Raw genomic sequence first — 12468 nt, 5'->3', positions numbered from 1 at the left:
TGTAGTAGCTGATAAGGGCTATGACAGCGATGCTTTTGTAGCCAGCCTTGAGAACAGAAAGTGCAAAGCTGTGATTCCGCCAAAGAGGAATCGAAAAGTGAAGAGAGACTACGACAAGCATCTTTATAAAGAGCGGCATTTGATTGAATGCTTCTTTGGAAAAATCAAGAACTTTAGACGTGTTTTTTCTCGATTTGACAAGACTGCTGAGGTTTTTATGGGTTTTTTAAACTTCGTTGGTTCTCTCATATGGCTTCTCTAAAATTTTGTTCACAGAGACTAGTGCCTACAATATAGATATTTCCTGTATGCAACAACTTTTTTTGAAATTGTGAGTTTGAATTGATGGTAATTTTTATACCGTTATACTCTGAGTTAGCCAGTAACTACTCTATTTCTGCCACTATTTTTTGCTTTATATAGGTATCTGTCAGCGCGTACTATAAATTTTTTAATGTTATCAAGATCAGATTTTTGCATTTTTGCAATTCCAATGCTCACAGTCACACTATGAGTTGTGTTCTCGCCTGAGAGCACAAAAGGTTTTGTGGCAATAATTTCACGTATCCTCTCTGCAACAGCGTATGCGTCTGATATATTGGTATCTGGCATTACAATAACAAATTCCTCACCACCAAACCTAGCTAGCAAATCCGTCACTCTGATATTTTCAGAAATTCTCTTCTGCATTTGCTTTAAAAGCTCATCCCCAGCGCTATGCCCAAAATCGTCATTTACTACCTTAAAATAGTCTATATCAAGTATCATAAGAGATAATCTTCTGTCCTTCTCTACAGAATCCTTAACGATGTTTTTCAAGTGCGCATCAAAATATCTTCTGTTATAACAGTTAGTTAGCGGATCCTTTATAGACATTTCTGCATTATTGAACAAGTTCATTCTCAAGGCGTCTTGATACCTCTTACGTTTCACTTGTAAATTAACTCTTGCCATTAACTCACTCTCGTCCAATGGTACTGTTAAGTAATCGTTAGCACCCACGTTAAGCGCTTTTACTAAATTGTTTTTATCATAATCTTCAGAGAGAATCAGAATTGGCGTGTAACGTGTTTCCACTTTACTGCGAAACTCAGAACACAAACGTAGGCCATCAGTTTGCGAAAATTGCATGTCAGAAATAATCAGGTCGTAGTTATCCTCAATACCAATCTTCAGTGCCTCAGTTGGATCATTCAACACTTTAATTGAACCAAAACGTTGACTCAGTACATTATATATCTGTTCCGCTTGAAAGACATCCTCATCCACAACAAGTATGTTAGCATCAAAAATCTGGTTGGAATAATCCATAATACTGCTTACTGCTACCCCACCAATTTCAGCGTTAGTTTCTCCTCTCAAACGCAACTCATCTATTACCATCTTCAAGCGTGTGAGGGACTTGATTCTCGCAGACAGAGCAGTTTCATCTATTGGTTTAGTTAGAAAGTCATCTGCACCAGCATTAATGCCCTGCACTCTATCGTGAGTGTCATGCAGCGCAGTCACCATAATTATTGGAATATGGGTTGTTAAAGGATCACTCTTTAGGCTCTTACAAACTTCAAAGCCATTTATTTTCGGCATCATGATATCGAGTAATATAATATCTGGCTGCTGCTTTGCTACCAAATCTATAGCTTCTTTACCATCATGAGCTACGATAACTGTATAGTACTCTGCTTTTAGTCGAGCTTCTAAAAGCTTAACATTAGATAGTACATCATCTACTACCAGAATCTTCGCTGTCATTGCCTTTAGATGTATTATCTATATTGTAACTAGGATAAAACTTACCATCTTTACCAACTATATAATTTACCTTCTCGACACTATACTCTTTATACAAATCTTCAATTCCGGCATCTTTTAACAATTTCCTAACTCTCGACTTTGCAATCATAAAATACCTATATATATTCTTAATAAGGTCAATAAACGCAGGTATCTTATTCTTATCAAGAACAACTATACTCACTAGTGCTACGACTAAAATTTCTGAAAGACCTATGTTGAACATTTTTCCTACGAGGCAAGTACTTTAATTCTTCTTATTATAAATATTAATTTACTTAAATCAAGCTTAGAAGCAACCATCTCATCTAAGAAACTATTATAACGTTCTATGCAATCTCTATCATTACAAGCCCAGGTTTGAACTTTATCTTCACGGTTGCCGGTGGATTTTAAAACTTTGACAGCTAGCTTATAATGATCATTGCTTAAATCATCCAATAAATCATTAATTAAGCTGCGGTCCCAATAAGAAGAATGACTTTTCATCTTGATAGCAATTGTTCTAATTAGATCAAATCTTAGTAGCGACTTTAATTTAAAGTATATTTTACCAGTGTCAAGAATAGGTAAAGATGCCTGCTCAGAAATGGATATAACGTCTAGTGCATAGGCCAAAATACACAGGTCAGCAACCTTTTTTGCTAGATCTTTATTTATATTAAGCTCCACTAAAGAAGCAGATCCATGGTGATAGACCTTCAATAGATGTTCATCTAAAACATCAGTTAGGTTCTGGCCTAAAGTCTCAATTGCATCCTTAAATTTTGTGACATCATCCAGCTCTACAGAGCCGAGTTTGCTGAGATTTTTTACTAACCAAAATGATACTCTACCGATAAACTTTTGCACATTTCTCACTATTTGCAAGTATGAGTTAACATCAATCTTGCCATCCAATTCATCAATTTTCTGCCACAGGTTATTTAAACTATATAGACGATTAACAACAATATACACATTAACTGCTTCATGCACTTTGATTCCAGTATTTTCAACTAGATTATTAATAAATATACACCCCATCCTATTCACTATGTCGTTTGCAATGCAAGTGGAGATAATTTCTCTGCGAAGTTGGTGTTTTAATATGTAATCCTTGAACTCTGTTACCATTTTTTGTGGAAAGTAGTTTAGCAAGTAATCACGACACAAGGAATCTTTTTCAGGCAAGCTGGAAAGTATAATTTCATTTTCTATTGCTGTTCTAGCGTAAGACATCAGGACAGAAAGCTGAGGAGAACTAAAGCCTCCTGCTCCAGTCAACATTCTCGCTATTTCCTCATCAGCTGGAAGAAATTCCACACTTCGGTTCAACAACCCAGATCTCTCCAAGCTGAGTAATAATCTGTGATGCTGCTCTAACCTTTCCTTAGCTTGCAAGCACTCAAGGAGTAATGCTTTTGTTTCAATTCTATTATGATCTTCAAGTACCTTAGATGCAACTTCGTCTACCATACTAGCCAGTATTTCATTCCTTTTTTCTAAGGAAACGCCCCCTCCTTTCATAATCGAAACAAACGCAATTTTGATGTTAACTTCCAAATCAGAACATATTACTCCTGCCGAATTATCAACAAAATCTGCATTGATATATCCACCCTTCTCTGCATACTCTATTCTTCCAAGCTGCGTGCAACCGAGATTACCACCCTCTATGAACATAGAAGCTCTAATATCCTCGCCATTCACTCTTAACTCATCATTTACTTTGTCACCGACCATATCATGGCTTTCACTTCTCGCTTTAACAAACGTGCCAATTCCTCCATTCCATATAAAATCCACTCTTGCTTTCAACAGATATCGGATCAAGTCATTTGGAGATAATATATCCTCAGTTATATCAAAGCATTTTTTTATTTCTTGAGAAATGTCTACTTGCTTGCTGCTGCGCTCAAATACCCCACCACCTTCAGAAATCAAATCTTTGCTATAATCCATCCAAGTTGAAAATGGCAACTCAAAGAGACGTTTACGCTCTACAAAACTCTTTTCTGCATCAGGACTCGGGTCAACAAAAATATGCATATGGTTAAATGCGCCGATTAAACGCATATTTTTTGAAAGCAGCATGCCGTTCCCAAACAGATCGCCAGCCATATCTCCAATTCCAATAACAGTTACATCTTGATAAATATCCCTATTCATTCTCCAAAAATGCCTTTGTGCTGCAATCCACGCACCTCTTGCTGTAATACCCATCTTTTTGTGGTCATAACCTGCCGATCCACCAGATGCAAATGCATCGCCAAGCCAAAAATTATACTCAGAGGCTATTTGGTTGGCATAATCAGAAAATGAAGCAGTGCCTTTATCTGCCGCAACTACTAAGTATGGATCATCTGCGTCATACCTAATCACATTTTCTGGTGGAATTATTTTACCATCAACTACATTATCAGTAATATCAAGCATTCCTCTAATAAAATTCTTATAGCACTCAACACCTTTCTCTCTTAAGATATTTTTATCTCTATAAACTTTCTTTATTATAAACCCACCCTTTGCACCAACAGGGACTATAACCGCGTTTTTCGTCATCTGAGCTTTCATGAGCCCCAAAACTTCAGTGCGAAAATCTTCTGTCCTATCTGACCACCTTAAACCACCACGCGCTAGTTTTCCTCCTCTTAAGTGTATTCCCTCAAAAAGGTTCGAATACACGTACAATTCACGATATGAACGCGGATCAGGCAAGCCATTTATTTTACTTGAATCAAATTTTGTAGATAAATATGGTTTATCATCTTGATAATAGCTGGTCCTTAAAATGGCCATTATCAAGTTAAATATCGAACGTATAACGTAATCATGTGAAACATTGCTGATCTCTTTTAAAAGCTCCTCAATTTTCTCTCTGAAGATGTCTGTAGTTTCTGCTCTATCAATATCTATACTAGGATCAAATCTTGCATGAAATAATTGTATCAAATACTTCACTATCTTTGGATACTCTGAAACTACTTTTTGAACGTATTCTGGGTTGTATTTAAATGACGTTTGCTTCAGGTAAGCACTTAGCTTCCTAATCAGAAGCACCTCTTTCCACTCCAGCCCGGCAATAATGATCAAACTGTTGAAATAGTCATTTTTAATTTCTCCTCTAAACACTTTTGCAAGCGTTATCTCAAACTGCTCTTTCAGAGTAATGTTGTCTATTAATTCATCAACCCTTGACAACACAAAATGGTGTATCCATATTCCACCGTTGATTTCTATATAATAACCATTATGAGATAGGATCTTTGCCCCCAAATTCTTAGTAATTCTCAATATCTTTGATAATTCAAGGCCGCCATTGCTCGGAGTGTAAACCTTTAATTGATAATTAAGATTGTCACAAGTAAGTCTTAAATCAACCTCACTCACTTTCTTTTTCCTTACTATCTCCAATTTCTTCATATCGTAATATGCGTCGTTAGGCTCGAAACTTTCTTGATAGCTTATCGAGAATTCCTTGCAATAACGGATGAATACATCCTCAACAGTACCGAAGGTATTATATAGGTTATCTATAAAACGATCTTCCCATTTTTCTGTAATGTTTCTCAATTTGTTTTCGATACACAGAACTTCATCATCAAGAACACTCGCACCTTCAGCCTTTAGCACCACATGCAATTTCATCAAGTCATATTCGTTTATAATGTGGTGGTTATAAATATCTGCACCTTTTGCATTTATCTCATCCTTCAATATGTCGCGTACCTTGAACATTAACCTGGTACTAGCATAACGCATCGGTATCAACACTATGCAACTAATAAAGTCCCCCACCTGTCTTAAAAACAATTTGACTCTTGGCCTAATTGCAAGAGACATGATCGAAGTACAAATTTTAAACAACTCATCTTCATTGGACTGGAATAATTCATCACAAGAGAATGCTTGCAAGATGGAAACTAAAGCCTTATTGTTGTGGCCACCAGGTATGAACCCTGCCCTTTTCTCTATTATTTCAATTTTATCCTTTATTACCGGAATAGTTCGAATATCTTGAACTTCAGCTATAGAAGTAAACAATCCAAAAAAACGCCGTTCCTTTATCACGTTACCCTGATCATTAAATTCTCTCACTCCTATACAATTCATGTACGTACGCTGATGAACTATTGAAATCAGATCTGACCTTAATATGTATAAATGATCAATGTCTACACAGGGAACCAATACATTTTGATACTCTTCACTTGCTCTCATTAAACCAAGATTTTCCTTACCACTTGGAACGAACTTCCCATCTTCATCAGGAATGCATTCTTGATAACCTAAAAATACAAAGTTGTTATTCTTCAACCAAGCTAGAAAATCTTTTTCCTGGATCCCAGTATCAAGTGCTGGGATGACAGAAAGACTTACCTCATCAAGCTTTTGCAGCATCAGGCGCCAATCTTTCACAACGCAATTAACTGCTTTCAGTGTTCTGTGTAGAGACTCTTTTAGCGTATCAACAAAACTGTCACTTATGCCTTTAATAACCACATATATCACCGACTCCTTGACACCATTATCATCTTCTAAATGGCAAATCTCATTAATAAGGCCACTTTTTCTTTGGATGTTAATTATGCTGTTGCTGTAATAGCATATAGTTAAATTATGCGACTTAATGGTGGCAATAATAGAGTCAACTAGAAAAGGCATGTCGTCATTTGCTACTTTAATTATAGTAAAATTGCCTTCTATTCCTGGTACATCATTTACATTACTTACCATTAACTTACTTTCTTCTTTCTCTTTTTTAAGGATGAAGTTGTATGCGTCTTCTGCAATGTACAGAAGAAATTTATCATTGATCTTTAGGTCGCTGTTATAGACGAAATTATAAAAGTACTTAATAAACTCTTTGATTTTTTCCTTTTCTTCTTGATTTTCTTGATTAATCAACTTAAATAAAGACTCAGTGTCGACATTATGCTCTACACACATTTTTTGCAACCAAAATACATAGCGAATTTAAACCCTTTTAACTAAGATTTCATTACTAAAAGCACACATTATTAGCTCATCACCTTTCATCGCATTACTTACGTACCACAAGCACTCCTGAACGAGAGTGTGGAACTCCCCTACAATAGTGCTAAAGCGATACATAATACCCAGCTAAGGTCCTATAGACCCTATAGTTATCGCCACATATGATGCAAACTTTTTTTTGATCAGGCATGAACTTTCTCCTTCAAATTATTATAATCCTTTGTTATTGCATAATTTCGCAACCAATGTCAATTATATAACTTAGGTTTCTGATTGACTTTTAATGCACTTTAGTCTATGTAATTTCAATATTTTAAGTTATCAGATATGCCAGATTTAAAAACAATGATGTTGAATTTTGGACCTCAGCACCCAGCGGCACATGGGGTGTTGCGTCTTGTATTGGAAATGGATGGTGAAGTGATTGAAAGAGCAGATCCCCATATTGGGCTTTTGCACCGTGGCACTGAAAAATTAATAGAGCACAAAACGTATCTCCAAGCTTTGCCGTATTTTGATCGTCTTGACTACGTATCACCAATGTCGCAAGAGCACGCATATTCGCTGTGTGTAGAGAAATTGTTGCAATGCGAAGTGCCGGTCAGAGCAAAGTATTTGCGTGTTTTGTTTTGTGAGCTGACCAGAATACTAAATCACTTGCTCAATATCTCTTCTCAAGCACTGGATGTTGGAGCGATGACTCCTCTTCTATGGCTCTTTGAAGAAAGAGAAAAAATATTGGCATTCTACGAAAGAGCTTCGGGTGCAAGGTTTCATGCAGCTTATATTAGGCCAGGTGGAGTGACGGCAGATATTCCAGAAGGTTTAATTGAGGATATCGCAAAGTTCATAGAGCAATTTCCGCAGTATATAGACGATGTCGACGAACTTTTGACAGAAAATAGGATATGGAAACAACGTACTGTAGGAATCAGTGAAATATCGATTGAACAGGCGCTTGACTGGGGTTTTAGTGGACCAATGCTGCGTGCTGCTGGGCTTGCTTGGGATTTGCGAAAAAGCCAGCCATACGAGATATACGACCAACTGGATTTTGATATACCAATCGGCCAAAATGGCGACTGTTATGACCGTTATTTAGTCAGGATGGCGGAGATTAGGCAATCTATTAGTTTGGTAAAGCAGTGCATAGAAAAAATGCCCGCAGGACCAGTAAAAACTGAAGATAGAAAGATTTCTCCGCCGCCAAGAGCAGAGATGAAAACGTCCATGGAGGCTCTCATTCACCATTTTAAGCTTTATTCAGAAGGGTATCGTGTGCCAGAAGGTGAAGCTTATGCTGCAGTTGAAGCACCAAAAGGTGAGTTTGGGGTATATATAGTTTCAGATGGCACTAATATGCCCTATAGGTGCAGAATAAGAGCACCTGGTTTTGCGCATTTGCAAGCTTTGGATTTCATGTCAAAAGGACACATGCTTGCTGACATTGCAGCAATTATTGGTTCGCTCGATATAGTTTTTGGTGAGATTGATAGGTAAGCTATAGCTCGTTTGGTAGCAGCTGGAAGTATAATAGATCTATTGCATAACAAATCGGCTTTTGGCATATGCGAAAAAACTACTTGACAACCTTCACCAACCCTGTTATTGTGACACTGAAGCTATTCATTTAGCTTCAATCTGTACAGATTAAACGACGAAAGTATCACGGTCGGCGTCTTATGTTTAATTTTTTGCACTATGTGCACCTCATGTCTTTATTAATTTCACCTAGGCTTCTGGGTTTTTGCCTATATAAGCTAAAACGCGCTTATAAGTCGTTCAAGACAGTATAGTACACCAATTTGCAGGATTAGAGAGTGAGCAACTTCTACCACAGGATTTCTTTTGCCTTTTTTTCTGCTTAGTAAATTTCTTAACGCTTAAGTCAAGGTTAGTTGTAGTTTAAAAGCAGCTAAATTGCAGCGCTTAAGGCCAAAAAGATGCCAATATTTTTGAGCGGATATTGACCAGGGCTTCTTTTGCTTTTTTTCTCTGTTTAGTAAATTTCTTAAATATTTATTACTAAAGTAGTATCCTGGATGCAAGTGTCAGCTACTTGGATGACAAGAAAAGAAGGCGCTTGGATGCAAGAAGAGGACACTTGGATGCACCCATAGACTTGTCATTCCAGCGCGTGACGCACAACTGTACGAACATTGTGATTTGAGCCTAACACTAGGGTGTCATGCAAGTAGCTGACACTGGCATCCAGGAATTTTATTAAGTTGGTGAGTATAAAAGTAGCTGTTTTATGTTAAAATACAACGTTTTTGATGATTATGGAAAGGCTGGATCCCAGTGTCGAGCACTGGGATGACAAGAAAGGAAGCGCTGGAATGACAAGAAAAGGAGGCACTTACATGACACCATTTTTGCTTCAGTATTTACAAATTAACCACGTTTCTAAATAGATATCAAAGTTTTAGAATAAATTGTACCTGCTCACAACCTCAATTCGCACCTAAAAAGGTGCGAAACAGTAGGTATTATGTCTAATAGCCACATATTATTCGGCCAATAAAAGATTTGCAAACGTTTTTTCAATTAACTATGGAAAAAAATTTGTCTGCGTGAGAATTTTTCATAGTATTCAACGTATTATAATCTGTAAAATCTAATTTTATTGGTGTGATAGTGATAAATCCTTCTTTGATTTTACCTACACTACCACTACCTGAGTGTTCTCGAGACCAGTTTAAACTTAAAGAGCCATCTGAATTTTCAGTAAAGGTTAAATCTCCATCAATGTTATATTCACCTTGCTCAACAAACTCTATTCCTTTTACTTTTTCCACAGCAGGAAGATTTACACTCATCGCTATATTTTTAGGCCAGCCAATTTCAACTAGTTTAGCAATAACCTTTGGTGCAAAAACCTTTGTATTGTGCCAGTTTATCCCGTTATGATATACTTGGCTTAGTGCAATAGAAGGTATAGATCTTGCAGCGCCTTCCATAACAGCACCAATTGTTCCTGAATAACAAACATCGTCTCCAACGTTTGATCCAACATTTACTCCAGATAATATTAAATCTGGCTTTTTATCCATGATCTTATTCAGCGCAACAATAACACAATCTGCAGGAGTACCAGACACACTGAATTCCTTTTTACCATGCTGGTTTACTCTAATAGATTGACTGATTGGGTAGTCAAGAGATCTTGCTGCTCCACTTCTATCAGTATCTGGTGCCACTACCCATATTTCTGATGCAAAATTTTGTGCAACCTCTTTGAGTAATTTTATTCCTTCACTTTCAAAACCATCATCATTTGTTATCAATATTATCATATGAAATTTTATATAGCTCAAAAGTTATGATAAATAATTCTGGTCACTGTTTGCAAATAAATATATCGCTCTTACCTACTTTCAATCATCTGCAGCCTCTATTGATTTTCTAGTACTTTACCTCTACTATGCATTAAAATTCATAGCTTGACGAAAAAATTAATATGATTCCATATTTGTGCACTAGTTCCAATGTTGGGAGATAATTGTATATGATTAACTTGAAAAATTTGAGACGAGAACTTGCTAAATTGCAAATGCAGATAGATTATCATGATGTCTTATACCACCAAAAAAACAAGCCGGAAATCACTGATGCTAAATATGATGAGCTAAAGCGAAAGTTAACTGAGATAAAGGAACAACTTCCAGAAATTCATGCAACACAAGATAGTGTTGGTGCTGCACCCGATGAGGGATTTTCCAAAGTGGAGCATCAAGAACCCATGCTTTCTCTTGAAAATGCTTATGATGAAGAAGGTGTGGAGAGGTTTTTATCTAAAGTAAAGAGGTTTTTAATTGAGGATGAAATAGAAATATTATGTGAGCTAAAAATTGATGGACTATCGTTTTCTGCAATTTATGAGGATGGAAGGTTTGTTAAAGCTGCAACTCGAGGCGACGGTTTTATAGGAGAAGATGTCACCTACAACGTAGCAACAATAAAAGGCTTCCCTAAATTTTTGCAAGGTGTGCAAGGAAGGCTAGAAGTAAGGGGGGAAATATATATTAGCAACAGCGACTTTTTAAAGTTAAATGAAAACAATGAGTTTGCCAATCCTAGAAATGCGGCTGCTGGTTCTCTGAAGCAGTTGGATGCGAACGTTACGGCGAGTAGACCACTTAGATATTTTGCTTATTCTTTGATTGGTGGAACGGAAAAAAGCCAAAGTGAAGTACTAGAGAGACTTGAGGAACTTGGCTTTTGCGTAAATGAGCATCGGTTCTTAACAAGCAGTTTGAATGGAATGCTGAAGTTCTATAATGAGATCTATGACCTTCGCTATAACTTGGACTGTGATATTGATGGAATAGTTTACAAAGTCAATGATTTGGTGCTGCAAGATCGTCTAGGAAGCACTCATAAAGCACCACGCTCAGCACTTGCGTACAAATTCTCTGCGGTTTATGCAAAAACAAAGCTAAACAAGATATTTATACAAGTAGGTAGAACAGGGGTTTTAACTCCTGTTGCAGATTTAGTGCCAGTCAATATTGGCGGAGTGCTAGTTAGTAGAGCAAGTCTGCATAACCAAGGTGAGATAAAACGTAAAGACATAAGGGAAGGAGATGTTGTAACAATCAAAAGGGCAGGAGATGTAATTCCTCAGATTGTTAGAGTAGATAAAGGCTCTCGTCATACGGATGCACCTGAATTTGTATTTCCTGAAGTATGCCCTGAATGCGATAGTGAAGTACAGATTGAGGGGGCGGCAATAAGGTGCCCTAAGGAATTTACCTGCAGAGCTCAAATAATAGAAAAACTGAAGCATTTTGTATCGAAAGATGCACTTGACATTGTTGGCCTTGGTGAAAAGCAGATAAAGTTTTTTTATGACCTTGACTTGGTAAAGCAAATCCCAGATATTTTTACCTTAGGAGAAAAATTAAATGAATTTAATCTGGAAGAACAGTCTGGCTGGGGCGAGAAATCAATAACTAATTTATTAAATGCTATACAAAGCAGAAAGGTAATAACTCTAGATAGGTTTATATTTTCTTTGGGTATTAGATTTATTGGCCAAGTTGCAGCAGCATTGCTTGCAAATTATTATGTCTCTTATGATAACTGGTATAGCTCGATGATCAAACTGTTATCAGATGATGCTGAGATAGACGGTGCAGAGAATAAATCTTTTAGTGATGAGCTAGTAGGTATAGATGGCATAGGAGAAAAAGTGGCTAAATCTTTGGAATCGTTTTTTTCTAAGGAACACAACATCAAAATGTTGAAGGATCTTACTGATTATCTTCAAATTCTGCCTGTCAGCTCCAACTCTAGCGATTCTATTTTGAATAATAAAGTTATAGTGTTTACCGGCAAACTACTTACTATGAGTAGAGGGGAAGCAAAAGTGAAAGCCAAGGTTCTAGGAGCAAAAATCAGCTCAAATCTTTCTGCTAAAACTGACTACCTAATTGCAGGAGAAGATCCAGGATCCAAATATAAAAAGGCAGTAGAATTAGGCATAGAAATTTTAGATGAAGAGCAGTGGCACAAAATGATAAATTAGGAAATGTCTAAATGACCATACTTTTGAGATGCCTTTTTAACGCTAACTATGGATTAGCTGATAAAGAAAGAGCTGGAAATGGAAGGTTTTTTGCGTTGTAAAGAATATGAAATAAGCGTAGAAAAAATGTGAACTAAAAAGTTAATAGGAGATCTATGGCGAGT

The 12468-nt window shown here is 36.8% G+C and carries 8 protein-coding genes and 1 pseudogene; 4 read left to right on the top strand and 5 right to left on the bottom strand.

Features of this window, described 5'->3' with window-relative positions:
• Positions 1-262 (top strand): transposase (locus tag GO685_RS01070; protein WP_175937184.1); only part of this gene is annotated, 262 nt, incomplete at its 5' end.
• 113 nt (positions 263-375) lie between these two features.
• Here the strand turns inward: GO685_RS01070 and GO685_RS01065 are convergent.
• Genes GO685_RS01065 through GO685_RS01055 form a run of 3 tightly spaced genes read right to left on the bottom strand, consistent with a single transcriptional unit; the run spans position 376 to position 6726 of the window.
• On the bottom strand, positions 376-1752 hold the full coding sequence (locus tag GO685_RS01065; RefSeq protein WP_175937183.1) for a PleD family two-component system response regulator: 1377 nt from the start codon (positions 1750-1752) through the stop codon (positions 376-378).
• Entirely contained in the window at positions 1724-2020 is a 297-nt protein-coding gene (tatB, locus tag GO685_RS01060; protein ID WP_175937182.1) for a Sec-independent protein translocase subunit TatB, read from the bottom strand. Before tatB ends, GO685_RS01065 begins: the two co-directional genes overlap by 29 nt.
• A gap of 5 nt (positions 2021-2025) precedes the next feature.
• Positions 2026-6726 carry an NAD-glutamate dehydrogenase gene (locus GO685_RS01055; protein ID WP_175937181.1) on the bottom strand — a complete coding sequence of 1567 codons (4701 nt, stop codon included), beginning with the start codon at positions 6724-6726 and terminating at the stop codon, positions 2026-2028.
• Between the two features lie 375 nt (positions 6727-7101).
• Between GO685_RS01055 and GO685_RS01050 the strand changes: the two genes are divergently transcribed.
• Positions 7102-8274 (top strand): NADH-quinone oxidoreductase subunit D, encoded by a 1173-nt coding sequence (locus GO685_RS01050; protein ID WP_175937180.1) that lies wholly within the window; start codon positions 7102-7104, stop codon positions 8272-8274.
• A gap of 773 nt (positions 8275-9047) precedes the next feature.
• On the top strand, positions 9048-9188 hold the full coding sequence (locus tag GO685_RS01045; RefSeq protein WP_175937179.1) for a hypothetical protein: 141 nt from the start codon (positions 9048-9050) through the stop codon (positions 9186-9188).
• A gap of 129 nt (positions 9189-9317) precedes the next feature.
• Here the strand turns inward: GO685_RS01045 and surE are convergent, their stop codons facing one another.
• A complete protein-coding gene (surE, locus tag GO685_RS01040; RefSeq protein WP_175937178.1) occupies positions 9318-10070 on the bottom strand; it encodes a 5'/3'-nucleotidase SurE in 753 nt (250 codons plus the stop codon).
• A gap of 212 nt (positions 10071-10282) precedes the next feature.
• Between surE and ligA the strand changes: the two genes are divergently transcribed.
• Positions 10283-12304, top strand: coding sequence for an NAD-dependent DNA ligase LigA (gene ligA / locus GO685_RS01035; RefSeq protein WP_175937177.1), 2022 nt, complete (start codon positions 10283-10285; stop codon positions 12302-12304).
• Between the two features lie 53 nt (positions 12305-12357).
• On the opposite strand, the pseudogene GO685_RS01030 reads toward ligA, so the two are convergent.
• Positions 12358-12468, bottom strand: a pseudogene (locus tag GO685_RS01030) (IS982 family transposase); the annotation flags it as partial.

This window comes from Wolbachia endosymbiont of Madathamugadia hiepei (assembly GCF_013366855.1).
Classification (GTDB): Bacteria; Pseudomonadota; Alphaproteobacteria; order Rickettsiales; family Anaplasmataceae; genus Wolbachia.
The sequence above is the reverse complement of the archived record's forward strand: the minus strand, read 5'-3'. Positions and strand labels throughout refer to the sequence as shown.

What these genes read in the sequence shown, in the direction of transcription:
- GO685_RS01050 (WP_175937180.1), top strand. Translation starts at nt 7,102, where the DNA reads ATGCCAGATTTAAAAACAATGATGTTGAATTTTGGACCTCAGCACCCA.
- surE (WP_175937178.1), bottom strand. Translation starts at nt 10,070, where the DNA reads ATGATAATATTGATAACAAATGATGATGGTTTTGAAAGTGAAGGAATA.
- ligA (WP_175937177.1), top strand. Translation starts at nt 10,283, where the DNA reads ATGATTAACTTGAAAAATTTGAGACGAGAACTTGCTAAATTGCAAATG.
- tatB (WP_175937182.1), bottom strand. Translation starts at nt 2,020, where the DNA reads ATGTTCAACATAGGTCTTTCAGAAATTTTAGTCGTAGCACTAGTGAGT.
- GO685_RS01065 (WP_175937183.1), bottom strand. Translation starts at nt 1,752, where the DNA reads ATGACAGCGAAGATTCTGGTAGTAGATGATGTACTATCTAATGTTAAG.
- GO685_RS01055 (WP_175937181.1), bottom strand. Translation starts at nt 6,726, where the DNA reads ATGTGTGTAGAGCATAATGTCGACACTGAGTCTTTATTTAAGTTGATT.